The following is a 24,469-nucleotide window of genomic DNA, read 5'->3' on the forward strand; positions in this document are numbered from 1 at the left end:
GCCTTTGCCGAAAGTGAGCTCGGGGAGGAGTTTCATGGATTACGCGCTCAGCGAGGAACAGCAGGCCATTTTCGATATGGCTTACGCCTTCGGGCAAGACGAGATCGCCCCCCATGCCGAGGCGTGGGAAGAGGCGGGCACGATCCCGAAAGAGCTCTGGCCGAAAGTGGCCGAGCTGGGTCTGGGTGGAATTTACGTCTCCGAAGACTATGGCGGATCGGGACTGTCGCGCCTCGATGCGACGCTCGTCTTCGAGGCGCTGGCGATGTCCTGCCCGGCCGTGGGCTCGTTCCTGTCGATCCACAACATGTGCGGCGGCATGATCGACAAATTCGGCTCGGACGAGGACAAGGCGCGCTGGCTGCCCGATCTGGTCAGCATGAAGAAAGTCTTCTCCTACTGCCTGACCGAGCCGGGCTCGGGCTCGGACGCGGCGGCTCTGCGCACCAAAGCCGAGCGTTCGAACGAGGGCTGGGTGCTCAACGGCACCAAGGCGTTCATCTCGGGCGGCGGCTATTCGGATGTCTATGTGACGATGGTCCGCACCGGCGATCCGGGGCCCAAGGGCATCTCCACCGTGGTCGTCGAGGACGGCGCAAAGGGTCTCAGCTTCGGCGGGCTGGAGCGCAAGATGGGCTGGAAAGCCCAGCCGACCGCGCAGGTGCAATTCGACGATTGCCACATTCCGGCGGAGAATCTGCTGGGCGAAGAGGGCAAAGGTTTCAGTTATGCGATGGCAGGCCTCGATGGCGGGCGCCTGAATATCGCGGCCTCGGCTTTGGGCGGCGCGCAGGCCGCGCTGACCAAGACGCTGGCCTATATGGGCGAGCGCAAGGCCTTCGGCAAATCGCTCGATCAGTTCCAGGCGCTGCAATTCCGCCTCGCCGAGATGGAGGTAAAACTCGAATCCGCGCGCACCTTCCTGCGTCAGGCGGCATGGAAGCTCGACAACAAGACCCATGATGCAACGAAGTTCTGCGCCATGGCTAAACTCTATGTGACGGATGCCTCATTCGATGTGGCAAACCAATGCCTGCAATTGCATGGTGGTTACGGCTATCTTGCCGATTACGGGATCGAGAAGCTCGTACGCGACCTGCGCGTGCACCAGATCCTTGAAGGTACGAATGAAATCATGCGGCTGATCATCAGTCGCGCGATGCTGGCGGAGCGTGGATGACCGAAGAAACGATGATCGCACGAAAAGAAGGTCGCGCCGGACGGCTGACCTTCAATCGACCCAAGGCGCTCAACGCGCTCGATCACGACATGGCCATGGCGATCGAGGCGGCCCTCGATCGATGGCGCGACGACCCGGAGGTCGATCTTGTCGTGATCGACGCGGTGGGCGATCGCGCCTTCTGCTCGGGCGGCGACATTGCCGCCGTCTATCGGGCCGGGATCGCGGGCGATTATGCGCCGGGGCGCGATTTCTGGCGCGACGAATACCGGATGAACGCCAAGATCGCGGAATATCCCAAACCCATCGTCGCCTTCATGCAGGGCTTCGTGATGGGCGGCGGCGTCGGCGTCGGCGGCCATGCCAGCCACCGGATCGTGGGCGAGAGCACGCAAGTGGCGATGCCCGAAAGCGGGATCGGGCTGATCCCGGACGTGGGCGGCACGCTGTTGCTGGCGCGCGCGCCGGGCCATGTGGGCGAATATCTCGGCCTGACCGGGGCGCGGATGAACGCGACAGACGCGCTCTATGCGGGGTTTGCCGATATGTTCGTGCCCGAGGCCGATTGGGAAGAGTTGAAGACCCGACTCATCGAGACCGGCAATATCGACATCCTACCCCATCCGCGCACCTCGCCCGAGCCCGGCAAGCTGGAGGCCCTGCGCCCCGAGATCGACCGGATTTTCTGGGCCGAGAACCTCGCCGCGATCGTCGCCAAGCTCGAGACCTCGGGCAGCGAGTTCGCCGAGAAGACCTACAAGACGGTGCTGCGCAACTCCGCGCTCTCGATGGAAGCGACGCTGCGCCTGATCCGAATGACCCGTGCCGAGAACACCATCCGCGCCGCCCTCACCCATGAGTTCCGCTTTACCTGGCGGGCGGCGGAGCTAGGTGATTTTCTCGAGGGCGTGCGGGCGCAGATCATCGACAAAGATCGCAATCCGCAATGGAAATATGCTCTGGATGCGCTGCCGGAAGAGGCGGTCGCGCAGATGCTGGAGCCGCTCGGCCCCGAATGGGCCATCTGGGAGGAGACACCATGAAAATCGCATTTATCGGGCTTGGAAACATGGGTGGGCCGATGGCGGCCAATCTGGTCGCCGCGGGTCACAAAGTGATCGGCTTCGACCTCACCGCCCCGCCGCCCGAGGGCGTGGGTCAGGCGACGACCGCAGCGGCGGCGGCGCAGGAGGCCGAGGTTGTCATCACCATGCTGCCCAACGGCCAAATCCTGCGCGACGTCGCCAAGGAGGTGATCCCGGCGATGCAGGAAGATGCAGTGCTGTGCGATTGCTCGACCGTCGACGTGGATAGCGCGAAAGCGGTCGCGGCGATGGCGGCGGATCGCGGCCTCGGTTCGCTCGACGCGCCGGTCTCCGGTGGCGTTGGCGGCGCGAGCAACGGCACGCTGACCTTCATGGTGGGCGGTGACGCGAAAAGCTTCGAGATCGTGAAGCCCCTCTTCGACGTGATGGGCCAGAAGGCCGTGCATTGCGGTGAAGCGGGCGCCGGTCAGGCTGCGAAGATCTGCAACAACATGATCCTCGGCGTGACGATGATCGCGACCTGCGAAGCCTTCGCGCTGGCCGACAAGCTGGGGCTCGACCGCGAGAAGATGTTCGACGTGGTCTCGACCTCTTCCGGTCAGAGCTGGTCGATGAACACCTATTGCCCCGCGCCGGGGGTTGGGCCGCAATCGCCTGCCGACAACGATTACAAGCCGGGCTTCGCCGCCGAGCTGATGCTCAAGGACCTGCGGCTGAGCCAGCAGGCCGCCGAAAGCGCCGATGCCGACACGCCGATGGGCAAGCTCGCCTCCGCGCTCTACGCGGCTTTCGTGGAAGCCGAAGGCGGCAAGGGGCGCGATTTCTCGGCCATGCTGCCGCGTTTCGAGAAGCGCTCGCGCAGCTGAGCGGGGGCGCGTCACCGCGCCTCCCGCAGTTAATCCTTGCCGCTTGAGCTTGCGTAACAGTATCAAGATCAAAGGAAACTGCGCCACCGAAAGGGCTTTGCATGTTCAAGAACAATGTCGGCGGCATCGACCGCACTCTGCGTATCGTGGTCGGGCTGGCCCTGATCATCGGCTTCTTCGTCACCCCGCCCGGCCCCTATCACTGGCTGTACTGGATCGGGTTGATCCCGCTTGCGACCGGGTTGCTGGGCACCTGCCCGCTTTATTCGATGCTGGGCGTCAATACCTGCCAGAAGTGACCCCTACGACCTAAGCTCGCCCTCGGGCGAGCCGGACCCCGCCGAAGGACCGTGTGTCTTCGGCGGGGTCTTGCTTGTGAGAAGGTATGTTTCGATTCCGCAATGGAACGGCCCGGCAGGTATGGTCATTTATGTCCCGAGATGCGCCTGAGGCGCTTATGGAAAGGAGAGGTCACATGAAACGCCTGACCCAGCTTACCCTCGCCGCCGCCCTCGGGGCGAGCCTTCTTCCCGGTGCGGCCCTTGCCGACGGGAATGGCCACGGCAAGTGGAAAAACGACCGCGGCCACGCGGAGCGCAATTACAAAGGCTGCCCGCCGGGGCTGGCCAAGAAGAACAATGGATGCCGCCCGCCGGGCCTCGCCAAGAAGAGCTATCGCCATGACGACGAGCGTGATGACGCATGGCGGGACGCCGACCACCGCTGGCGTCGCGGCGACAGAATCATTGGCGACTACGTCCTGATCCGCGACCCGAATCGCTACGGGCTGAACGACAATCGCACCTACTGGCGTTCGAACGGATACGTCTATCAGGTCGACCGTCAGACCGGCGAAGTGCTCGCATTGATCGGACTCGCGCGCTCGATCCTCGGGAACTGACCGCGCAAACGCAGAAACGACGTTCAAAATGACGTTACGAAAAGTGAAGACCCGCGCGGATTTGCGCGGGTCTTTCATATTTTCTGAAGCCACCATTAGAATTTATTTAAGCATTTTCAGCGCCCTAGCAAAACCGCCGGCACACAATCGCACACAAACGCGTGCATAGCGGTAATGCGGATTCTGCAATGGACCTTTTCGCCGCAATGCGGCATTTGGTCCTCCAAGACGAAAGGAAACGCGCATGACTTATCTTCCCCGTATCGCGCTGATCGCGGTGATCGGTGCAGCCCTTACCCCGATGGCAGCTCTCGCAGATGGTCCGATGAGCGCCGCAGGTTCGAAACTCGCTTCGAGCGTCTCGGTCGCGAACCAGGCAAACGCTGAAAAGCCCTCGGTTCGAAATGACCTTCTGTGGCAGGTTGGCCAGCAGATCACCGAGAACCACGTTCGCCTCCGTCAGCCCGACGCATTCGGCCTGAAGGCTGACGCGACCTACTGGCGCTCGTTTGGCTACATCTATGAAGTCAGCCCCGAGAACGGCGAAGTGATCGCCCAGATCGGCAAAGCTTCGGACGTCGTCGGCTTCTGAGCCACAGTCCAGACGGAAAGTTACGAACGGGCGGAACTACTCCGCCCGTTTTTTCTTGTCCTCAAAAGCTTGGAGGACAGAAACATGCGTCGATTCTCAATTTCATTGCCCGATGGTATCTGCGTGGCTAGGCTTTCGTGATGAGGATCGTGACACGCCCGCTCGCCCTGATCGCGCTGTTCTGCGCCCTGCCCGCCCTCGCCTCCGCCGAAGGATCGGCGCAAGGGGTCCAAGTGATGCGCGGCGGCAAGATCGACATGGGCAATGCCACAGCCGAGACCAAGACCGCTGCAAAAGCCGCGCCGGAGTGCAAGACGCTCACGACGGGGGACACGTTCTGCAAGGTCGCCACGACCAACGGAACGGCGCGCTGGGTGCTGCAAGGCCAGATGGAGCCCGAGTTCAGCGTCGGCGACGACTTCCCGGTCTATCAGCACTCGATGATCCTGAACCTGCGCCGCTACGACCTGCCGATCGTGACGGGCGCCTGGCGCTACTACAGAGTACGCGGCGTGATCTACAAAGTGGGCGCGGAAGACCACAAGGTCATGGAAGTCATCGGTCGCACCGCGCAGCGCTGAGCCCGCGGTTACGGTCAAAGTCATCGGCGCGGCGGATCACTCCGCCGCGACCTTCACTCCCAGCATCTGCGCGAGGTAATGGCCGGTATGGCTGCGCGGATTTTCGGCCACCTGCTCGGGCGTGCCGACCGCCACGATCTCACCGCCGCCATCGCCGCCCTCGGGGCCGATATCGATGATGTGGTCGGCAGTCTTGATGACGTCGAGATTGTGCTCGATCACCACGACTGTGTTGCCCTGCTCCACGAGACTGTGCAGCACCTCTAGCAGTTTTCGAACATCTTCGAAGTGCAGACCGGTCGTCGGCTCGTCCAGAATGTACAAAGTGCGACCTGTCGCGCGTTTCGACAGTTCCTTGGACAGCTTCACCCGCTGCGCCTCGCCGCCCGACAGCGTCGTCGCCTGCTGGCCGACCTTGATATAGCCAAGGCCCACCTCCATCAGCGCATCCATCTTCTCGCGGATCGAGGGCACCGCCTTGAAGAACTCCTGCGCATCCTCGACCGTCATGTCGAGCACATCCGCGATGGACTTGCCCTTGTACTGGATCTCCAGCGTCTCGCGGTTGTAGCGCTTGCCCTTGCAGGTCTCGCATTCGACATAGACGTCGGGCAGGAAGTGCATCTCGATCTTGATCACGCCATCGCCCTGACAGGCCTCGCAGCGCCCGCCCTTCACGTTGAAGGAGAAGCGCCCCGGCTTGTAGCCGCGCGCCTTCGCCTCGGGCAGACCGGCGAACCAGTCGCGGATCGGAGTGAAGGCCCCGGTATAGGTCGCCGGGTTCGAGCGCGGCGTGCGCCCGATCGGGCGCTGGTCGATGTCGATGACCTTGTCGAGATGCTCCAGCCCCTTGATCGTGTCGCAGGGCGCGGGCGTCTGACGCGCGCCGTTGAGCCGCATCGAGGCGGTCTTGAACAGCGTCTCGATGGTGAGCGTGGACTTGCCCCCGCCCGACACACCAGTGACGCAGACGAATTTGCCCAGCGGGAACTCGGCCGTGACGTTCTTGAGGTTATTCCCGGTCGCGCCAACCACCTTGAGCTTCTTCTTGTTGCCCTTGCGCCGCTCCGTCGGCACCGCGATCTCGCGCTTGCCGGACAGATATTGCCCCGTCAGCGAGGCCGCATCGGCGGCGATCTCGTCGGGCGTGCCGCGCGCGATGACCTGACCGCCATGGACGCCCGCGCCGGGGCCGATATCGAAGACGTAATCGGCATGACGGATCGCATCCTCGTCATGCTCGACCACGATCACGGTATTGCCCTGATCGCGCAGGTTTTTCAGCGTCTGCAACAGCCGGTCATTGTCGCGCTGGTGCAGACCGATCGAGGGCTCGTCAAGCACATAGAGCACGCCTGTCAGCCCCGAGCCGATCTGCGACGCCAGCCTGATCCGCTGGCTCTCGCCGCCCGACAGCGTCCCCGCCGCGCGGCTCATCGTCAGGTAATCGAGGCCCACATTCACGAGGAAGCCGAGACGTTCGCGGATTTCCTTTAGGATGGCCGTCGCGATCTCGTTCTTCTGGTTCGACAAGCTGCCCGGCACGGTGGCGACCCAGTCATGGGCCTCCTTGATCGACATCTCGACAACGTGGCCCACGTGCTTGCCGCCGATCTTCACGGCCAGCGCTTCGGGCCGCAGGCGATAGCCGCCACAGGCGTGGCAGGGGCGGTTGTTCTGATAGCGCTCCATCTCTTCGCGCGACCAGGCGCTATCGGTCTCGCGGTAGCGGCGCTCCATATTGGGGATGATCCCCTCGAAGGTGCGGCTGACCTCGTAGACGCGGCCGCCCTCGTCGAAGCGGAACTTGATCTCCTGATCGCCCGAACCGCGCAGGAACAGCTCCTGCACATTCTCCGGCAGGTCCTTCCACGGCTTCTTCGGATCGAAACCGTAATGTTTCGACAGCGCCTCGATCGTCTGGGTGTAATAGGGCGACTTCGTCCGCGCCCAAGGCGCCAGCGCCCCGCCCTGCACCGAGAGCGTCACATCGGGCACCATCAGGCGCTCGTCGAAGAACAGCTCGACACCGAGGCCGTCACAGACCGGACAGGCCCCGAAGGGCGCGTTGAACGAGAACAGGCGCGGCTCGATCTCGGGAATGGTGAAGCCCGAAACCGGGCAGGCGAAATTCTCCGAAAACGTCGTACGTTCGGGATCGCCCTCGCCTTCGCGGGGCGCGCTCTCGAAGATCGCGATACCGTCAGCAAGGTCGAGCGCGGTGCGGAAGCTGTCCGCCAGCCGCGTCTCCATCCCCTCGCGCACGACGACACGGTCCACGACCACGTCGATGTTATGGCGGAATTTCTTGTCCAGAGTCGGCGGCTCTTCCAGCTCGTAGAACTCGCCATTGACCTTCACGCGCTGGAAGCCCTGCTTGCGCAGCTCGATGAATTCCTTGCGATATTCGCCTTTGCGGTCGCGCACGATGGGGGCGAGCAGATAGCCGCGCGTGCCCTCCTCCATCTGCATCACGATATCGACCATGTCCTGCACCTGCTGCGCCTCGATCGGCTCGCCGGTGGCAGGCGAATAGGGCGTACCTGCGCGGGCATAGAGCAGACGCAGGTAGTCGTAGATTTCGGTCACGGTGCCGACGGTGGAGCGCGGGTTCTTCGACGTGGTCTTCTGCTCGATCGAGATCGCAGGCGACAGGCCCGAGATGTGATCGACATCCGGCTTGCCCATCATATCGAGGAACTGGCGCGCATAGGCGCTCAGACTTTCGACATAGCGGCGCTGCCCTTCGGCATAGATCGTATCGAACGCCAGCGAGGATTTCCCGGAGCCCGAAAGCCCCGTGATCACCACGAACTGGTCGCGCGGAATATCGACATCCACGCCCTTGAGATTGTGCTCGCGCGCGCCGCGCACTTCGATGAACTTCAGTTCAGCCATCCACGCCCCCTTTATCACCAGCCCTAGATAGGTGTTTCCGTGCGAGTCTCCAATCCAAATCTGCGAACGAAATGTGAACTTTCTGCACTGCGCGGATGTCACGCGCTTTGCGCGCGCCGCCTGCCCGCCTCGCAGCACGATCAAAATCGTGGCAGATCGGCATTAAATTCCATTTCTTGAATGTATTTTCGCTCCGTTCCGCGCTAATGCTCTTGAAAGCCTCCCGGCATTTGCCACATGAGGCGGGAAACGGATCTTTCGGGTCCAGCGAACGCAAGAGGTATTGAGATGCTGAACTTCCTTCGTCCGTCCGGCGGTGGCCGCGTGGAAAAAATCTCGGCGAAAGACGCCGTGGCCAAGGCGAAAGCCGGCGAACTGACCGTCGTCGACGTGCGCGAGGGCATGGAAGTCAAAAGCTCGGGCAAGGCCAAGGGCGCGCTGCATATCCCGCTGGCGACGATCCGCATGAAGGCCGACCCGTCGAGCCCCGAGAAACATCCCAAGCTAGACACGTCGAAGCCGGTGGCTCTGTATTGCGCCTCGGGCGCGCGTTCGGCAGGTGCGGCGCAGATGCTCGCCCAACTTGGCTACGAGCATGTCTACAACCTCGGCGGCCTGCATGACTGGCACGCGGGCGGTGGCGAAATCGAACGCTGAGCGCGCGCTGCATCGCATGATTTTGAAGGGGTCCCGCCGGGGCCCCTTTTGTTTTGCGCGCCCGCGGAATTGCGTGGGCGCGTCGCGTGCCTATATCGAGACCGAGTGTTTTCGCGTGGAGATGATCACGATGGGATATGCCAAGACTGCGATGCTGATGGCGGCGATGACGGCGCTGTTCATGGGGTTGGGCTACCTGATGGGGGGCGCCACCGGCATGGTGATCGCGCTGATCTTCGCCGCCGGGATGAATGTCTTTTCGTGGTGGAATTCGGACAAGATGGTGCTGCGGATGCATAACGCGCATCTGGTGGCGCCGGGCGACCGCGCGGGGCTGAACGCGCTGGTGGGCCAACTGGCGAAAAATGCCGACCTGCCGATGCCCGCCGTCTACCTGATCGACACGCCGCAGCCCAACGCGTTCGCCACCGGCCGCAACCCCGAGAATGCCGCCGTCGCGGTGACCGCCGGGTTGATGCAGAGCCTGTCGCGCGAGGAGCTGTCCGGCGTGATCGCCCACGAGCTGGCCCATATCAAGCACCGCGACACCGCGATCATGACGGTGACGGCGAGCTTCGCCGGTGCGATCTCGATGCTGGCGAATTTCGCGCTGTTCTTCGGCGGCTCGCGCGAGCGGATGGGGATCATGGGGACGCTGGCTATGATGTTCCTCGCCCCGATGGCGGCGGCGCTGGTGCAGATGGCGATCTCGCGCACCCGCGAATATGCGGCCGACAAGGAAGGCGCTGCTATCTGCGGTAATCCGCTCTGGCTGGCCTCGGCGCTGCAGCGGATCGAGGCGGGCGCGCGCCGGGTCGAGAATGTCGCCGCCGAGCGCAATCCCGCGACCGCGCATATGTTCATCATCAACCCGCTGAGCGGGCATGGCGCGGATAACCTCTTCGCCACCCACCCCTCGACCGAGAACCGCGTGGCCGCGCTGCGCCAGCTTGCGGGCGGTACGGGTGCACGTCGTGAGCGCGCGACCCCTGCTCCGGCTACGGGCGATTGGAGCGGCGCGCGCTCGATGCCGAAGGTGCGGCGGAAGGGCAAGAACGGGCCTTGGTCATAACCGGCACGGGGCGACCAGCCCCGGGCCGCGCCCGACCCTCCCCCCGGGAGGGCGCATTGGCGATGCCAGCGCGGGCACATCCGACTTGCGGGCTTGCGGGATAAACCGCCCGGCCACAGGCGACGCGCAGCGCCCACCCGGGGCTCGGGCGCGTCCCTTATCACCAAAACAAAAAGGCCGAGGTCACCCCCGGCCTTCCGCATTCCTCGGCACATCCGATCAGAAGTGGATCGCGCGCCCGTAAGCGTCGAGCACCGACTCGTGCATCATCTCCGACAGGGTCGGGTGCGGGAAGACGGTGTTCATCAGGTCTTCCTCGGTGGTCTCCAGCTGACGACCCACGACATAGCCCTGGATCAGCTCGGTCACTTCCGCGCCAACCATATGCGCGCCCAGCAATTCGCCGGTTTTCGCGTCGAACACGGTCTTCACCAGACCTTCGCTCTCGCCCAAGGCAATCGCCTTGCCGTTGCCGATGAAGGGGAAGCGGCCGACCTTGATGTCGTAGCCCGCCTCTTTCGCCTTCGCTTCGGTCATGCCGACCGAGGCGACCTGCGGCTGGCAATAGGTGCAGCCCGCGATCGAGCCCGGCTTGACCGGATGGGCGTGCTTGCCCGCGATCAGCTCGGCCACCATCACACCTTCATGGCTCGCCTTGTGCGCGAGCCACGGTGCGCCCGCGATATCGCCGATGGCATAGAGCCCGTCGACGCCGGTGCGGCAGTATTCGTCGGTCACGACATGGGTGCGGTCGACCTTCACGCCCGCCTCTTCAAGGCCCAGATCCTCGACATTGCCGACGATGCCGACGGCGGAGATCACGGTGTCGACCTCCAGCGTCTCGGTCTTGCCGCCCTTGTCGAGCGTCGCGATGACCTTGTCGGCCTTGCGGTCGAGCTTGGTCACGGTGGTCTTCTCGCGGATCGTCATGCCCTGCTTCTCGAACTGCTTCTTGGCGAATTTCGAGATTTCCTCGTCTTCGACGGGCAGCACGCGATCCATCACCTCGACGACCGTCGTCTCGGCGCCCAGCGTATTGAAGAAGCTGGCGAATTCGATGCCGATCGCGCCGGAGCCGATGACCAGCAGCTTCTTCGGCTCGTGCGGCGGGTTGAGCGCGTGCTTGTAGGACCAGACGCGCTTGCCGTCGGCCTCGAGCCCCGGCAGGTTGCGCGCCCGCGCGCCGGTGGCCAGCACGATATTCTTGGCGGTCAGTTCCTCGCTACCCTTGTCGGTTTTCACCGAAACCTTGCCCTTGCCGGCAAGCTTCGCCGTGCCCATCACGACATCGACCTTGTTCTTCTTGAGAAGGTGGCCGACGCCGGAGGCGAGCTGCTTGGCCACCCCGCGCGAGCGTTTCACCACCGCGTCCAGGTCATAGCCGAACTTCTCGGCGCTGAGGCCGAAATCCTTCGCGCGCTCCATCAGGTGGAACACCTCGGCGGAGCGCAGCAGCGCCTTCGTGGGGATACAGCCCCAGTTGAGGCAGATGCCGCCCAGATGCTCGCGCTCTACGATCGCGACCTTGAGGCCCAGCTGTGCGCCCCGGATGGCGCTGACATAGCCCCCCGGCCCTGCCCCGATCACAATCATGTCGTAGCTTTTCGATGCCATGTCTTCCCTCCGGTCAGAAACTGGTTTGGCATTAAACTATTTTACGGACAGCTTCAACTCATCCGCATCCGCAAGCGCTTTGCGGTAGCCGCCCTGTTCCATAAATGCCTGTTCCTCGGGCGTCGTTTCGCGATCTAGCGCGGAATTGCGCCAAGGGAAGCGCCCGAACCGTTCGATCACTGAACGATGTGCGCGCGCATGGCGCAGGTTATCCTCCGAGCGCCAGCGCTCGGCGAATAGCGACACGGCACGATCCTGATCCGCAAGTTCCTCGGAATGCATGAAAGGCAGGTAGAAGAATTGCTGCAGCGGCGGGCCGATCTGCAGGTCGAACCCTTCGGCAATCGCGCGATCGGCATGGCGGCGCGCCATTGGGTCGGTCTGAAAGGCGCGCGGGTCTTCGCGAAACATGTTGCGCGGGAACTGATCGAGCAGCAGCAAAAGCGCCAGCGCGCCCTCGGCGTTACGCTCCCATTCGCTCAGCGCGCCTTGCGCGCCCACCTGCCAGAGCGGCGCATAGCGACGCCGGATCGCGGCGTCGATCTGCTCGCTCGACTGATACCAGTATTTCTCGCCGACCTCGATACGCCAGAAGCGTATAATCTCGTTGATGCGATCCATGGTAACGGCCCTCCCCTGCCGTGCCTGCCCCGCCTGATCTTCAGATCATGGTAGGGCAAGCGCAGGGGCAGGCAAAGGGGGCTTGCGTCAGCCGGTGGTCTCGGTGCGCTTGTCGGCCTCGGACGGCTCGTCCGCATCTGCCTCGGCTTCGGCCTCCGCTTCCGCTTCCGCTTCTTCCTGAGCGACTTCGAGACGGGCCTCGACCGCAACCGCCGTCGCCGTCGGCGAGAGCAGCGTGTAGGAGCCGGTCTCGTCCGCCGAAGGCGCTTCGCGGCGCGTCATCCGCCACGCGGCATAGCCCGCGATCCCGGCACAGAGCACCCCGATATAGAGGAAAAACCCGCCCGGTCCCATGACGCTCATGAGCCAACCGGTCACCAGCGGCCCCGCCACCGCACCAAGCCCGTTGATGAACATCAGCCCCGCCGAAGCGGACGCCATATCGGAATAATCGAGATAGTCATTCGTATAGGCGATCAGCAGCGAATAGAGCGGGTTGGCCACACCGCCGATCAGCGCAGCCCCGATCAGCAGCACCCAGAAGGGCGGGTTCGTCGCGAAGATCGCGAAGGTCACTACCGCACCTACAAGCGCCGCGCCCATGATCACGCGGCGCCGGTCCATCCGATCCGAAGCCCAGCCAATCGGATATTGCAGGAAGAGGCCGCCCACATAGATCGCCGCCACGAAGGCCGAAATCTGCTTCACGTTGAGCCCTTCGGCGGTGCCCCAGACCGAAGCCATGCCGAACATCGCCGAGATGATGCCGCCCAGCAGGAAAATCCCCACCATGCCCAGCGGTGAGGCCTCCCAGAGCCGCCTGAAGGTCATTCGCTGGATCGTCTCGAAGCTGGGTGCGGGCGAGGCCGCGAGCAGGATCGGCGTGAAGGACAGCGACACCAGCACCGAGGGGATCACGAAGAGGAGATAGCCCGCCGGATCACCCACGTTCAGCAGCGCCTGCGCCGTGACGATGCCGAACATCTGCATGATCATGTAGAGCGACAGCGCCTGCCCGCGCGTCTCGTTGGTCGAGCCCGCGTTCAGCCAGCTTTCCGCCGTGATATACACGCCCGAGAAGGAGAAGCCGATCAGCACGCGCAGCGCCACCCAGGAGGGCCAGTTCGGGAAGGCGGCGTAAAGAACGAGGATCGCCGAGATCAGCGAACCGAGCGCCGCGAAGACCCGCACATGACCGACGCGCGCGATCATCTCCGGCACCATGCGCGACCCGAACAGGAAGCCCGCGAAATAGGCCGACATGACGAGCGACATGTAGAAAGTGTCGATACCCTCGATCTTGCCGCGGATACCAAGCAGCGTGCCCTGCATCCCGTTGCCGACCATCAAGAGCATGATGCCCAGCAATAGCGGCCATGTCTGGCGCAGCACTAACAACATGTCTTGGACTCCCGGGGAATGATTTGGATTGCGTCGTGTCGCGGCATCTAGTCCGCAGCGAAGACATTTCCAAGCCCTGAAAGCGACTCTACGGAATTAGAAGCGACGCATCGCCGTAAGAGAAGAAACGATAGCCCGTCTTAACCGCATGATCGTAAATTTCGCGTATACGGTCCTGGCCCATCAAAGCCGAGACCAGCATCAGCAGCGTCGATTTCGGAAGGTGGAAATTCGTCATCAGCGCGTCGGTGATGCGGAACTCGAAGCCGGGATAAATGAAGATGTCGGTGGCATCGCGGAAGGGCACGATATGGCCTTTCGCCCCACCCTCGGCACGCGCGGCGCTCTCGATCAGGCGCAGCGCGGTGGTGCCGACGGGGATGACGCGGCCGCCCGCCTGTTTGGTCGCGTTGATCTCGGCTGCCGCCTGTTCGCTCACCTCGCCCCATTCGGCATGCATCTTGTGGGTGGTGACGTCCTCGACCTTCACCGGCAGGAAGGTGCCCGCGCCGACATGGAGCGTGACTTCGGTGAACTCCACGCCCTTGGCGGCCAGCGCCTCCAGCAGTTCGCGCGTGAAATGCAAGCTGGCGGTCGGGGCAGCGACCGCGCCGGAATGGCGTGCGAAGACGGTCTGGTAATCGCGCTTGTCCTCGTCATCGGGGGCACGCAGCGCCGCGATATAGGGCGGCAGCGGCATCGCCCCCGCCTCAGCCAGTGCCACGTCGAAATCGTCGCCCGACAGGTTGAAGCTGAGCCGAAGCTGGCCGTTCTCGATCGCCTCGACCCTGGCCGAGAGCGCGTCGGAGAAGACGATCTCCTCGCCTTCCTTCACCTTGCGCAACGGCTTGGCCAGCGCCGACCATTCGCCACCCGGTGCGGGCTCCAGAAGCGTCACCTCGACCTTCGCGACCACCTCGCCCTGCGCGCTTTGCCGGGTCCGCGTGCCCGCAAGCCGCGCCGGGATCACCTTGGTGTTGTTGAGCACCAGCCGGTCGCCGGGGCGGAAGATGTCGATCAGATCGCGCACATGGCGGTCATGGATCGCATCGCCCTCGGCCAGCAGCAGCCGCGCCGCATCGCGCGGGCGCGCGGGCCGCGTCGCAATCAGCCCCTCTGGGAGCTCGAAATCGAAATCGTCTAGCTTCATCGTCAGCCTTATTCGCTCAGCACCTTGGGCGGCCCCGCCCGGAACAACTCGCGCAGACCGCCCGGCGCGAGCACCGACAGCGGATTGATCGAGACCTTCGGCGCATCGGAGCTTCCGCGCAGCGAGTAGTTGAACCCGAAAAGCCCCTCGCCTTGCTTGGAGATGACCTGACCGATCCCGTTTACGAGATAGAAAGGCGAGATCACGCCCTTCATGTTCAGTGTCTTCGATTGCGGGTAATAGTTGCCCGTCATCGTCACCCCCATAGAGGCCCCCACGGCGGCGCCCCGTGTGACACTCACCCCGTTGGGCGTCAAGCGGAAGGCGCCATCGACCGAGCTGAACAGGATGCCATCACCGCTGAGCTGCTCCAGCAGCCCCACACCCGAGGCCGCTGACAGGAGCGAGGCCAGAACGGGCGCGTCCTTCACCCGCAGATTGGCGACCGTGAGCTTTCCGTCATAGCTCTTCTGTCCAAGCGGGGTCAGCACCAGCGCGCCCTGCCCGCCGCGGGCCTTGGTGAAGATCCCGGTCGCCGCCAGCGCGCGGCCTGCGTCGCGGGTTTGCGCGCGCACCGAGACGCGCCCGCCTGCAGCCGGGATCACCGTGCCGTCGATCGGCGCGCTGCCGTTGAGCTGCCCCTGAAACCGGCCCGAGAGGCCGCCGCGCGTGCTGAAATCGCCCCGGAAGCCTGTCAGCGCGATGCCATCCGTAATCTGCAGCCGGTCGAGCGACGCGCTGATCGCCGTGCCGGCACCGCTCGCGCTGGCACCCGCACCGCCGCCCAAATCCGCCTTGGCGAGGTCCAGCCTGCCCGAGGTGACATTCACTTTCGGCGGGCGCGCCTTGCCCTGACCGATCAGATCGACGCTGCCGGTGAACCAGTTGCCGACGCTCAGGCTCGAGAACCGCGCCCGGTTCAGCCCGCCGCCCTTGTTCAAGGTGATGTCGCCCTGCGCCTTCAGCCCCGCCGCGCTCAGCGACAGGCTGTCGACCTGCGGCGGCGCGCCGAGCGTGCCGGACATTTTCAGATCGCCCGCACTGCCCGGCGCTTTGCTCCAGCCGATTTCCGGGATCGACAGGCGGATCCCCTGCAACGCGCTCGCGAAGGTGAACCGCGTCGGTTGATCCTTGCGCAGCTCGAGCGCGATACGGCCCTTACCCGAGCCGCGCACCATACCGTTGGGCAGCGCGATCCCCAGCCGGTCGAGCCCATCGGGGCTGACATCGACCGTGCCCGCGACCTCCGAGCGCCCCTTGTTCTCCGGTCCGAATTTCTGCGTCCAGGCGGCATCGAACCCGACACCGGACAGAGTGCCCTTGCCCGAGATCGTCATCCCTTTCGGATCGGCCTTCAGCGTCAGCAAATCGGACCGTAGCGGCCGGTCGGGAACCAGCGTGTCGCTCTTCACCTCGGTCAGCCGGGCGGTCACGTCGAAATCGATCTCGTCCTGCGGCACATTGGGCTTCAGCGGCAAGCGGATCACCGAGCGCGCCTCGGCCCAGCCCTGCGCCACGTCGGTGCTCATGCCCGCCTTGCTGAGGAATTCGAACGGCGGCTGGTCGAGCAGCGACAGAGCCGCCGGGATCGGAGAGCGCGTCATCAGCGTGACCTCCGCCGGGGCGGGTTTGATGCGGATATCGGGCACGATGAGCGACGAGCCCGTCACCTCGATCCGCCCGCCCGACGGCGCGGTCACATGCCCCTCCTCGACCTTGAGCGCCTGTCGCGTGTCGATGATCGTGGCAAAGCCCCGGCCCTGCTGCACGGGCGGCAGAGTTTTGATGATCCGCACATCCGCGCCCCGGAACTCGTAGCCGAGCGCCAGTTTCGGCTGCGCGCCCGGCACCAACCGCAGCGCCACGCGGGCATTGCGCAGCTGGCCCGTGGTCACGTTCTTCTCGAGCCATTCGCGGGTCTTCGGCACGACCGCGGGCGGCCAGAGCGCGAGCAGCTTGGTCTGGTCGATCTGGTCGATCCCGGCATCGAGCGCGACTTTCCAGCCGTCCTTTTCCGCGCTGACCTTGCCGCGCGCCGAGATCGTCGTGTCGCCCTGATCGTTGAGTTCCAGCTGGCCGATATCGATGCGGAACGGATCGAGGTTCAGCCGGAAATCGACCGCGCCTTGCGCGAATTGCACCGGGCTCTCGAACAGGCCCGCCGGATCGAGCTGCAGATCGGAAATCGCGATCTGGCCGACGATCTTCTGCGGCACCCCGCCTTCGAGATCGCGCAGATAGGTGTGGCCCGCCGCTTTCAGGCGCAGCGCCCGGCTGTTGAGCGAAAGCGTCGAGACCTCGACGCGCTGCCGTTTCGGATCGTAGTTGAGATAAAGCTTGCCGTTCTCGATCGGGATCGGGTTCACGCCCTCATTGGGCCGGATCGCGCCCCGCCCGATTTCGAGCATCGCGTTCATCCCGGTCAGCTCGCCCTTGTCGTTGAGCCCCGAGCGCAGCGCCCCCGAGATCGGCGCATCGAGCACACCGAGCGCCGCAAGCGCCGGGGCCTGCACCGCCAGATCGCGCGCCGGAAGCGCGGTCACGGCGGCCCCGAAACTAGCCTCACGGCTGGCTTTCTGCGTGGTCATCGACAGCGCGACCTGCGCCGGTTTCGTCTGCCCGCTGCCCAGATCGAACCCCAGCGCGACCGAGATTTCACTGTCGCTTTGAGTCAGCTTGAAGCGGCCATCGGTGACCTTCCAGAGCCGGTCGAGCCGCTCGTCCATCAGCCGGATTTGCAGGTCTTCCGCACTGATCTGCTGCAGCCGAGACAGCGCCGGAACCTCCAGGGTTTTCTCAAATGTCTCAATGAGATCGGAGGCGTTATTCAAGTCGATATTGGCGAAGCGATTGCCGCCGCCGAAATCGAGATCCAGATTGCCGTCGGGCAGACGATGCAGCGACAGGCTCGCGCCGCGCAGCCGAAACGAGCGCGGCTCGACCCGCCCGCGCAGCAAAGGCTCCGCCCAGAGCGTCATGCGCAATTCCGGCAAGACCGCGATCGGCAGCCCCGAGGGCCGCTCCAGCCGCACCGTGTTCAGGCGGATCCGGGGGCGGATGCCATCGTCGATGTAAAGATCGATCCCGCCGGACAGCCGGACCCGCATCTGGCCTTGCAAGGCGTCATTGGCGCGGGTCTCGATGCGCGCGACGATCCATTGCGGCACGGCGACCGCGCGATGCGTGATGACGAGAAAGGCACCGGCAGCCACGACCCCAAGAAACAGGAAGCTGAGAACAAGAAGCAGACCGGTGCGGGCACGGCGGCCACGGCTCACCGGCGTCTCTGTCCCGGGCTGGGTCTCGGCCTCGGGTTTGGGCATCTCGGCATCGCTCAACGACGCATCGCTCGCCCTTTCGGGCGCGCCGGACGTTTCGCGACTATCGGGACGCTGTCTCTCCATACCGTTCGTCTTGCGCCCGTTGGATCGGGGCTTTTTCTCCCTCGGCGGCGGCGCGTGCCGACCCCGTCTCTTATGCCGGGCCCACCGCGCGCGGTCTTGCCCGGGTCTCCTGCCTCGTGGTTAAGTCTCGCGCAAGCGGGCGTGGAAAGTAAGCCCCGAAACTGCAAGGAGGTTCCCCAATGATCGAGACAGGCGAAAAAGCGCCGGAGTTCACCCTTCCCGCGACGGGCGGCAAGAGCTTCGAAACGCTCGGAAATCCGATCACGAAAGACGGAAATCTGACGCTGTCGGCCTTTGCGGGCCGTCCGGTCGTGCTGTATTTCTACCCCAAGGACAACACGCCCGGCTGCACCACCGAGGCGCTCGATTTCACCCGGCTCGCCCCGGACTTCGCCGAGGCTGGCGCGGTCGTCATCGGCATTTCGAAAGACAGCCTCAAGAAGCACGAGAATTTCTGCGCCAAGCATGATCTGGGCATCTATCTCGCCTCGGACGATGGCGGCGAGACCTGCGAAAGCTATGGCGTCTGGGCCGAAAAATCGATGTATGGCAAAACCTTCTGGGGCATTGTTCGTGCGACTTTCCTCATCGGCGCGGACGGCAATGTCGCGCGGGTCTGGCCGAAGGTGAAAGTCAAAGGCCACGCCGAAGAGGTGCTCGAAGCCGCCCGCGACCTGGGCTGACCCGCCAAGCGGGCGCAGCGCCCCGGATGCCCCGTTAGCGGGCGACAGATGTCGCGCCGCGGGGGCGTTGTGTGGCGCGCGCCCGGCGGCAAGCGCGGATCACACCAACGTGACGCAGAGATGACTGGCGGGACCGAAACCGCCGGGCAACGCGGCCTTTTGGGCAGAAAACCGCTCATACCGCGCGCGCGAGGGAACCGTGACCAAATGCGAGGGGGAAAGAGGTTGCCCGGACCTGCCCCCCTTGGTAATCCCATTGCTCAAGGGCGGAGGACTTATCCACAAGCAGGACGGGTGCGCCGCCGCAAGTGACGTGCGGCCCCGTGGCCGCGCTTGATCCGAAACAAACACAGGACCGACCGGCTTGCCTAGACGCATTCTCGACCGCCTGAACACCCGTCTCGAGCGCATCCTGCCCGAACAGCGGCTGTTTCTGAAATCAGACAGCGCCACGCGGTTCGTCCGACTGCGCCCCCTCACCCAAGCGAGTGTACTGGCGATCGGCGCAGGTGTGTTCGTGTGGTCGATGGCCGCAACCTCGATGCTCTTCATCGACGGAATTTCCTCCGGCGGGGCCGAGCAGAACGACAAGGTCGCGAAACTCGCCTTCGAGCGCCGCCTCGACGCGCTCTCGCAAGAGCGTGACGCCCGCGCCGCCGAAGCCCTCGCCGCCCAGGACCGCTTCCAGACCGCCCTCGAGCAGGTCTCGAAGATGCAATCCACGCTGCTCGCCTCGGAAGAACGCAAGCGCGAGCTGGAAACCGGGATCGGCGTGATCCAGGCCACCCTGCGCCGCACCATGGACGAGCGCGACAAAGCCCGGCTCGCGTTGGCCAAAGCCGAGGGCAAAGGCCCAGACGCGGGTCCGACGCCGATCGCCCGCGCCGAGGACATGGAGAAGACGGTCGACATGCTGTCCACCGCGCTCGGCGAGACCGCGAAGGAACGCGACACCGCAAATGCCGATGCCAAGACCGCGCAACTGCAGATGGACAAGATCGCGCTGCAGAAGCGTCTCCTCGAACAGCGCAACGACGAAATCTTCACCACGCTCGAAGGGGCGGTGAAAATCTCGATGGAGCCGCTCGACAAGGTCTTCAAACAGGCCGGCATGGACCCCGATCACGTGCTCAAGGAAATCAAACGGGGCTATTCGGGCACCGGCGGGCCGCTCTCGCCGATCTCGCTCTCGACCAAGGGCACGGCCGATCTCGATGGCGACACCGCGCGCGCCGAGAACATCCTGCGCAAGCTCGACGAGATGAACATGTATCGCATCGCCGTCGACAAGCTGCCCTTCTCGATGCCGGTGAAGGCGCATTTCCGCTTCTCGTCGCCCTTCGGGTGGCGCTGGGGTCGGATGCATGAGGGCGTCGATATGGCCGCCCCGATCGGCACCAAGGTCTATGCCCCCGCCGATGGCGTCGTGATCGCCGCCGAGCACGAGCGTGGCTACGGCAATATCGTCAAGATCCGCCACGAGTTCGGCATTACCACCCGCTACGGCCACCTCAACAAATTCCACGTGAAAGTGGGGCAAAAAGTGTCGCAAGGCGAGTGGATTGCTGATATGGGCAATACCGGACACTCCACGGGACCGCATCTGCACTACGAGATCCGGCTCGGAGGCAAGCCAATTAACCCGATGACCTTCATCAAGGCTGGTAAGAATGTTTTCTAAATCGAAAATCCATGAACCGGGCCCCAAGGCCGACGGCGACAAGCCCAAAACCGGTGAGAGCTCGACCGCTCCGAGCCGCCCGACGTCCAGCTCGAGCGACTATACGCCGAGCGCCGCGCCGCGCTCGAAGCCCGCGCCTTCGGTTCTCTCCTCGGACCTGACCATCACCGGCAACGTCAAGACGACCGGCGACATCCAGATCGAAGGCACCGTCGAAGGCGACATCCGCGCCCATCTGCTGACCGTCGGCGAAAGCGCCACGATCAAGGGTGAGATCATGGCAGACGACGTCGTGGTCAATGGCCGCGTCGTGGGCCGTGTGCGCGGCCTGAAGGTGCGCCTGACCTCGACCGCACGTGTCGAAGGCGACATCATCCACAAGACCATCGCGATCGAGAGCGGTGCGCATTTCGAAGGTTCGGTGCAGCGTCAGGACGACCCGCTGCAGACCGGTCAGGGCACGCGGAAACTCGCGCCCCCGGCCTCCGAGACCGCCGCAGCAGCGCCGGCGCCGACGGGGTCGGAACAGAAATAAAATCAGGCGATAGCCAGAGCAGGAGGGGCGGCCGATCGGGTCGCCCTTTTATTTTGCGCCGGTGTCACGTCCCGAGCGGGCAACAGGGGCGCTGCCCCTCTTCGCATTCGCGAATTCACCCCGGGATATTTCGGCCAAGCCGAAAGAATATCCTGCGTTTTCGCCTTGGTCGAAATATCACGGGGGGCGCGCGCAGCGCGGGGGGCAGAGTCCCCTAGACCTGCCCCCATAGAAAAGCGCGCCGCGTGGGAGTGCCACGGGCGCGCCAGGTCAGAATGGCGGGGCGATCGGGCCGGGTTCGGCCCCTGCCCCGCGCGGTTTATTTCACGACCGTCTCCGGCCCCATCGCCATCGTCGGCAGCCATGTCGACAGGAATGGCACATAGGTGACCAGGATCAGGAAGACGAAGAGCACGGCGAGGAAGGGCGCGGCCGCTTTCACGACCCGCATGATCGGCATCCCCGCCACCCCGGAGGTCACGAAGAGGTTCAGGCCGACCGGTGGCGTGATCATCCCGATCTCCATGTTCACCACCATGATGATGCCGAGATGGATCGGATCGACGCCCAGCTCGATCGCGATCGGGAAGACCAGCGGTGCGACGATGAGGATCAGGCCCGAGGGCTCCATGAACTGACCGCCGATCAGCAGGATGATGTTGACGATCACGAGGAACATGATCTTGCCCAGACCCGCACCAAGCAGGGCCTCGGTGATCTTCTGCGGGATCTGCTCGTCGGTCAGGACGTGCTTGAGGATCAGCGCATTGGCGATGATGAACATCAGCGTGATCGTCAGCTTGCCTGCTTCGAACAGCGTATCGCGCGTGCCCTTGTGCCAGATGGCGGTGATCAGCGCCTGCGGCTTCTTCAGAAGCGAGGTTTTCTGCTCGCCCTCATCGAGCGGGCCCATGTCGCGATAGATGAAGTTCGCGACGAACCACGCGTAGACGGCGGCGACGGCAGCGGCCTCGGTGGGGGTAAAGATGCCACCCGTGATGCCCGGAATGCCGTAGAGGCCGACCATGATGATCGCGATCAGCATCAGACCCCAGAAGGCGTCGACGAAGCTTGCGGCGACCTCGCCCCAGCCCTGCCACTCGCCTTTCGGCAGGTTGCGCTTGATCGCGAAGAACAAGATCGTGGCCATCAGCATGACGCCCGCCATCAGGCCCGGAATGACGCCCGCGAGGAACATCCGGCCCACCGACACGTCGGTCGCCGAAGCATAGACCACCATCACGATCGACGGCGGGATCAGAATGCCCAAGGTGCCCGCGTTACAGATCACGCCGGCGGCGAAATCCTTCGAGTAGCCCACCTGCCGCATCGCCGCGATAACGATGGAGCCGATGGCGACCACGGTGGCGGGCGACGAGCCCGAGAGCGCCGCAAACAGCATACAGGCGAAGACGCCCGCGATGGCCAGACCGCCCGGCAGGTGGCCCACTACGGCGATGGCGAAGCGGATGATGCGCTGCGCCACCCCGCCCGTCGACATGAAGCTCGAGGCGAGGATGAAGAACGGGATCGCCAGCAGCGTCGCGTGATTGTCCATCGCGTCATAGAGCGACTGCGCGATGGAGGCGAGCGAGGCGTCCGAGAAGATCAGCAGGAACAGCGTCGACGCGAGACCCAGAGAGACCGCGATCGGCACGCCGATCAGCATGAAGCCGATCACCATCACGAAAAGGAACAGGATATCCATGCCTCAGTCACCCTTGTTGATATGGGCCACGTCGGCCACTTGGTCTTCGGCTTCGTGGCTCACGATCAGCGCCGACCGCTTGCCCACGGCGACCCCGATTGCCGCCTGCACGAAGCGGATCAGCAGAAGAGTCACGCCGATCGGCAGGATCAGGTAAGGGATGAAGCGCGGCAGCTTGTCATAGGCCTCGCCCATGTTGAACCGGTCGCCCAGCCAGACGGCGAGCCAATCCGCGATCGGCACCTGATCGGTCTCGTAGAAGGCGCGGTCGCGGGTGTCCTGAAAGCCCGTCGGGAACCAGCGGCCGGAGGTCTGATCGAAGCCCGCGAAGGGGGCCCAGTAATCCCATGCGCCTTTCAGCAGCAGCACCGCGTAGAGAATGCACAGTCCCGCCGCGAAGAGGCTCATGGCCTTGCGCGGCCCGGGGCGCAGCATGTTGATGATCGCATCGACGCCGAGATGCGCGGTCACTTTCACCGCGTAGCTCATGCCCAGCAGAACCAGCCAGGCGAAGAGGATCAATGTCGTCTCCAGCCCCCAGATCAGCGAGGAGTTGAAGACGTAGCGCAGCACGACATTGACGAAGGTGATCACGGTCATCGTGCCGAGGATCAACGCGATCAGCGTCTCCTCCAGATGATGGATCGCCCGCGAAAACCCGTTGCGCGGCTCATAGCGCTGGCTCATGGCTCACTCCGGTCTGAGGTCGAGAGTTGAAAGTGGCGCGCGCGGGTAAGTGGGGGGACCGCGCGCGCCGTGAGATCGGGCGACGAGTGGGGGTCGTCGCCCGTCCGTTCCTGATCAGTGCTTGGCGTTGATCGCCTGCGCTGCGTCGATGTTTTCCTGACCGACGTCATCCTTGAACTGGTCCCAGACCGGCTTCATCGCGTCGACCCATTGCTGGCGCTGCTCGGGCGTCAGTTCGCGGATCGTCGCACCGGCGTCGAGGATCGCCTGACGGTTCTCTTCGTTCACCTGATTGATCGCGGCGTTACGCTCTTTGGTGACCTCGTCGAGGATCGACTTAATCTGGTCGCGCATTGCCGGGTCGAGGCTGTCCCACCAGTCGACCGAGGTCACGACCATGTAGTCGAGCAGACCGTGGTTGGTCTCGGTGATGCCGTCCTGAACTTCGTAGAACTTCTGGCCGTAGATGTTCGACCAAGTGTTTTCCTGCCCGTCGACAACGCCGGTCTGCAGCGCGCCATAGACTTCCGAGAAGGCCATCGGCTGCGGCGAGGCACCCAGCGCTTCCATCTGCGCGATCAGCACGTCGGAGGGCTGCACGCGGAACTTCAGACCCTTGGCGTCGCCCGGCACGAGCAGCGGCTTGTTGGCCGAGAACTGCTTGAGGCCGTTATGCCAGAAATCGAGACCCAGCAGACCACGACGCACCATCGCCTCTTTCATATTCTGGCCGATGTCGGAATTCTGGAATTCGTCCACGGCGTCCATGTTCTTGAACATGAAGGGCAGATCGAAGATGCGGTATTTCTTGGTGAAGGTCTCGAATTTCGAGAGGCTCGGCGCGGCCATCTGCACGTCGCCCTGCAGCATTGCTTCCAGAACCTGGTCATCGTTGTAGAGGGTCGAGTTCGGGTAGACCTCGACACAGGCCTTGCCGTCCATCTCTTCGTTCACGCGCTTGGCGAACAGCGCAGCAGCGATCCCTTTCGGGTGCTTGTCGGTGTTGGTGACGTGGCTGAATTTGATGACCATTTCGCCTTCGTCGCAGCGCGTCGGATCGGCCATAGCGACCGAGGCCGAAGCCATGAGAGCGAGCGCCGAAACGGCGGCGGTAAATTTCTTCATAATGTCCTCCCGGAATTCATGTCACGCCGGTCCTCCCCGGCATTGGGGTCAGCAGAAAGCCGCCGAG

The 24,469-nt window shown here is 64.0% G+C and carries 21 protein-coding genes; 12 read left to right on the plus strand and 9 right to left on the minus strand.

Annotated elements, in window-relative coordinates; genetic code table 11:
* The first annotated feature begins 34 nt into the window (after nucleotides 1-34).
* The 7 genes from F8R15_RS06725 to F8R15_RS06755 all read left to right on the plus strand — a co-directional run bounded on the left by F8R15_RS06725 (nucleotide 35) and on the right by F8R15_RS06755 (nucleotide 5,166).
* Nucleotides 35-1,180 (plus strand): acyl-CoA dehydrogenase family protein, encoded by a 1,146-nt coding sequence (locus tag F8R15_RS06725; protein ID WP_078570342.1) that lies wholly within the window; start codon nucleotides 35-37, stop codon nucleotides 1,178-1,180.
* Nucleotides 1,177-2,223, plus strand: a complete 1,047-nt coding sequence (locus tag F8R15_RS06730; protein WP_152844058.1) for an enoyl-CoA hydratase/isomerase family protein — start codon at nucleotides 1,177-1,179, stop codon at nucleotides 2,221-2,223. Before F8R15_RS06725 ends, F8R15_RS06730 begins: the two co-directional genes overlap by 4 nt.
* Nucleotides 2,220-3,092 (plus strand): 3-hydroxyisobutyrate dehydrogenase, encoded by an 873-nt coding sequence (gene mmsB / locus F8R15_RS06735; RefSeq protein WP_152844059.1) that lies wholly within the window; start codon nucleotides 2,220-2,222, stop codon nucleotides 3,090-3,092. Before F8R15_RS06730 ends, mmsB begins: the two co-directional genes overlap by 4 nt.
* A gap of 101 nt (nucleotides 3,093-3,193) precedes the next feature.
* Nucleotides 3,194-3,391 (plus strand): DUF2892 domain-containing protein, encoded by a 198-nt coding sequence (locus F8R15_RS06740; protein ID WP_078599223.1) that lies wholly within the window; start codon nucleotides 3,194-3,196, stop codon nucleotides 3,389-3,391.
* Nucleotides 3,392-3,567: 176 nt separating this feature from the next.
* Entirely contained in the window at nucleotides 3,568-3,993 is a 426-nt protein-coding gene (locus F8R15_RS06745) for an excinuclease ABC subunit A (RefSeq protein ID WP_152844060.1), read from the plus strand.
* Between the two features lie 244 nt (nucleotides 3,994-4,237).
* Nucleotides 4,238-4,585 (plus strand): hypothetical protein, encoded by a 348-nt coding sequence (locus F8R15_RS06750; RefSeq protein WP_083075256.1) that lies wholly within the window; start codon nucleotides 4,238-4,240, stop codon nucleotides 4,583-4,585.
* A 140-nt stretch (nucleotides 4,586-4,725) separates the two neighbouring features.
* Nucleotides 4,726-5,166, plus strand: coding sequence for a hypothetical protein (locus F8R15_RS06755; RefSeq protein WP_078519308.1), 441 nt, complete (start codon nucleotides 4,726-4,728; stop codon nucleotides 5,164-5,166).
* A gap of 36 nt (nucleotides 5,167-5,202) precedes the next feature.
* Here the strand turns inward: F8R15_RS06755 and uvrA are convergent, their stop codons facing one another.
* Nucleotides 5,203-8,064: an excinuclease ABC subunit UvrA gene (uvrA, locus tag F8R15_RS06760; RefSeq protein WP_078599224.1), complete on the minus strand. Its 2,862-nt coding sequence runs from the start codon at nucleotides 8,062-8,064 to the stop codon at nucleotides 5,203-5,205.
* 288 nt (nucleotides 8,065-8,352) lie between these two features.
* On the opposite strand from uvrA, the gene F8R15_RS06765 reads away from it, so the two are divergent.
* Both F8R15_RS06765 and htpX read left to right on the plus strand, forming a co-directional pair.
* Entirely contained in the window at nucleotides 8,353-8,721 is a 369-nt protein-coding gene (locus F8R15_RS06765; protein WP_098410661.1) for a rhodanese-like domain-containing protein, read from the plus strand.
* Nucleotides 8,722-8,851: 130 nt separating this feature from the next.
* Entirely contained in the window at nucleotides 8,852-9,793 is a 942-nt protein-coding gene (gene htpX / locus F8R15_RS06770) for a zinc metalloprotease HtpX (RefSeq protein WP_152844061.1), read from the plus strand.
* 219 nt (nucleotides 9,794-10,012) lie between these two features.
* Here htpX and lpdA read toward each other — a convergent pair whose 3' ends face one another.
* The 5 genes from lpdA to F8R15_RS06795 all read right to left on the minus strand — a co-directional run bounded on the left by lpdA (nucleotide 10,013) and on the right by F8R15_RS06795 (nucleotide 17,983).
* Complete coding sequence (gene lpdA / locus F8R15_RS06775) at nucleotides 10,013-11,407, minus strand: dihydrolipoyl dehydrogenase (protein WP_078539426.1); 1,395 nt, start codon at nucleotides 11,405-11,407, stop codon at nucleotides 10,013-10,015.
* Between the two features lie 36 nt (nucleotides 11,408-11,443).
* A complete protein-coding gene (locus tag F8R15_RS06780; RefSeq protein WP_152844062.1) occupies nucleotides 11,444-12,028 on the minus strand; it encodes a DUF924 family protein in 585 nt (194 codons plus the stop codon).
* 87 nt (nucleotides 12,029-12,115) lie between these two features.
* Nucleotides 12,116-13,429: an MFS transporter gene (locus F8R15_RS06785; RefSeq protein WP_152844063.1), complete on the minus strand. Its 1,314-nt coding sequence runs from the start codon at nucleotides 13,427-13,429 to the stop codon at nucleotides 12,116-12,118.
* 88 nt (nucleotides 13,430-13,517) lie between these two features.
* On the minus strand, nucleotides 13,518-14,579 hold the full coding sequence (gene queA, locus F8R15_RS06790; protein WP_152844064.1) for a tRNA preQ1(34) S-adenosylmethionine ribosyltransferase-isomerase QueA: 1,062 nt from the start codon (nucleotides 14,577-14,579) through the stop codon (nucleotides 13,518-13,520).
* Between the two features lie 8 nt (nucleotides 14,580-14,587).
* Nucleotides 14,588-17,983 (minus strand): AsmA-like C-terminal region-containing protein, encoded by a 3,396-nt coding sequence (locus F8R15_RS06795; protein ID WP_152844065.1) that lies wholly within the window; start codon nucleotides 17,981-17,983, stop codon nucleotides 14,588-14,590.
* Between the two features lie 179 nt (nucleotides 17,984-18,162).
* On the opposite strand from F8R15_RS06795, the gene F8R15_RS06800 reads away from it, so the two are divergent.
* From F8R15_RS06800 to F8R15_RS06810, 3 genes are all read left to right on the plus strand, one after another.
* Entirely contained in the window at nucleotides 18,163-18,666 is a 504-nt protein-coding gene (locus F8R15_RS06800; RefSeq protein WP_152844066.1) for a peroxiredoxin, read from the plus strand.
* A gap of 364 nt (nucleotides 18,667-19,030) precedes the next feature.
* Nucleotides 19,031-20,347 carry a M23 family metallopeptidase gene (locus tag F8R15_RS06805; protein WP_152844067.1) on the plus strand — a complete coding sequence of 439 codons (1,317 nt, stop codon included), beginning with the start codon at nucleotides 19,031-19,033 and terminating at the stop codon, nucleotides 20,345-20,347.
* Nucleotides 20,337-20,882, plus strand: coding sequence for a polymer-forming cytoskeletal protein (locus F8R15_RS06810; protein ID WP_078519318.1), 546 nt, complete (start codon nucleotides 20,337-20,339; stop codon nucleotides 20,880-20,882). The genes F8R15_RS06805 and F8R15_RS06810 overlap by 11 nt, the downstream gene beginning before the upstream one ends.
* A 319-nt stretch (nucleotides 20,883-21,201) precedes the next feature.
* Here the strand turns inward: F8R15_RS06810 and F8R15_RS06815 are convergent, their stop codons facing one another.
* The 3 genes from F8R15_RS06815 to F8R15_RS06825 form a co-directional block, all read right to left on the minus strand.
* Nucleotides 21,202-22,590, minus strand: a complete 1,389-nt coding sequence (locus F8R15_RS06815; RefSeq protein ID WP_152844068.1) for a TRAP transporter large permease — start codon at nucleotides 22,588-22,590, stop codon at nucleotides 21,202-21,204.
* 3 nt (nucleotides 22,591-22,593) lie between these two features.
* Complete coding sequence (locus F8R15_RS06820) at nucleotides 22,594-23,277, minus strand: TRAP transporter small permease (protein WP_152844069.1); 684 nt, start codon at nucleotides 23,275-23,277, stop codon at nucleotides 22,594-22,596.
* A gap of 114 nt (nucleotides 23,278-23,391) precedes the next feature.
* A complete protein-coding gene (locus F8R15_RS06825; protein WP_152844070.1) occupies nucleotides 23,392-24,402 on the minus strand; it encodes a TRAP transporter substrate-binding protein in 1,011 nt (336 codons plus the stop codon).
* Nucleotides 24,403-24,469: the final 67 nt, after the last annotated feature.

This window comes from Thioclava sp. JE_KL1 (assembly GCF_009296265.1).
GTDB lineage: Bacteria > Pseudomonadota > Alphaproteobacteria > Rhodobacterales > Rhodobacteraceae > Thioclava.

Bases quoted from the DNA above. Each gene is read 5' to 3' on its own strand.
- F8R15_RS06725 (WP_078570342.1), top strand. From the start codon at position 35: ATGGATTACGCGCTCAGCGAGGAACAGCAGGCCATTTTCGATATGGCT.
- F8R15_RS06730 (WP_152844058.1), top strand. From the start codon at position 1,177: ATGACCGAAGAAACGATGATCGCACGAAAAGAAGGTCGCGCCGGACGG.
- mmsB (WP_152844059.1), top strand. From the start codon at position 2,220: ATGAAAATCGCATTTATCGGGCTTGGAAACATGGGTGGGCCGATGGCG.
- F8R15_RS06740 (WP_078599223.1), top strand. From the start codon at position 3,194: ATGTTCAAGAACAATGTCGGCGGCATCGACCGCACTCTGCGTATCGTG.
- F8R15_RS06745 (WP_152844060.1), top strand. From the start codon at position 3,568: ATGAAACGCCTGACCCAGCTTACCCTCGCCGCCGCCCTCGGGGCGAGC.
- F8R15_RS06750 (WP_083075256.1), top strand. From the start codon at position 4,238: ATGACTTATCTTCCCCGTATCGCGCTGATCGCGGTGATCGGTGCAGCC.
- F8R15_RS06755 (WP_078519308.1), top strand. From the start codon at position 4,726: ATGAGGATCGTGACACGCCCGCTCGCCCTGATCGCGCTGTTCTGCGCC.
- uvrA (WP_078599224.1), bottom strand. From the start codon at position 8,064: ATGGCTGAACTGAAGTTCATCGAAGTGCGCGGCGCGCGCGAGCACAAT.
- F8R15_RS06765 (WP_098410661.1), top strand. From the start codon at position 8,353: ATGCTGAACTTCCTTCGTCCGTCCGGCGGTGGCCGCGTGGAAAAAATC.
- htpX (WP_152844061.1), top strand. From the start codon at position 8,852: ATGGGATATGCCAAGACTGCGATGCTGATGGCGGCGATGACGGCGCTG.
- lpdA (WP_078539426.1), bottom strand. From the start codon at position 11,407: ATGGCATCGAAAAGCTACGACATGATTGTGATCGGGGCAGGGCCGGGG.
- F8R15_RS06780 (WP_152844062.1), bottom strand. From the start codon at position 12,028: ATGGATCGCATCAACGAGATTATACGCTTCTGGCGTATCGAGGTCGGC.
- F8R15_RS06785 (WP_152844063.1), bottom strand. From the start codon at position 13,429: ATGTTGTTAGTGCTGCGCCAGACATGGCCGCTATTGCTGGGCATCATG.
- queA (WP_152844064.1), bottom strand. From the start codon at position 14,579: ATGAAGCTAGACGATTTCGATTTCGAGCTCCCAGAGGGGCTGATTGCG.
- F8R15_RS06795 (WP_152844065.1), bottom strand. From the start codon at position 17,983: ATGGAGAGACAGCGTCCCGATAGTCGCGAAACGTCCGGCGCGCCCGAA.
- F8R15_RS06800 (WP_152844066.1), top strand. From the start codon at position 18,163: ATGATCGAGACAGGCGAAAAAGCGCCGGAGTTCACCCTTCCCGCGACG.
- F8R15_RS06810 (WP_078519318.1), top strand. From the start codon at position 20,337: ATGTTTTCTAAATCGAAAATCCATGAACCGGGCCCCAAGGCCGACGGC.
- F8R15_RS06815 (WP_152844068.1), bottom strand. From the start codon at position 22,590: ATGGATATCCTGTTCCTTTTCGTGATGGTGATCGGCTTCATGCTGATC.
- F8R15_RS06820 (WP_152844069.1), bottom strand. From the start codon at position 23,277: ATGAGCCAGCGCTATGAGCCGCGCAACGGGTTTTCGCGGGCGATCCAT.
- F8R15_RS06825 (WP_152844070.1), bottom strand. From the start codon at position 24,402: ATGAAGAAATTTACCGCCGCCGTTTCGGCGCTCGCTCTCATGGCTTCG.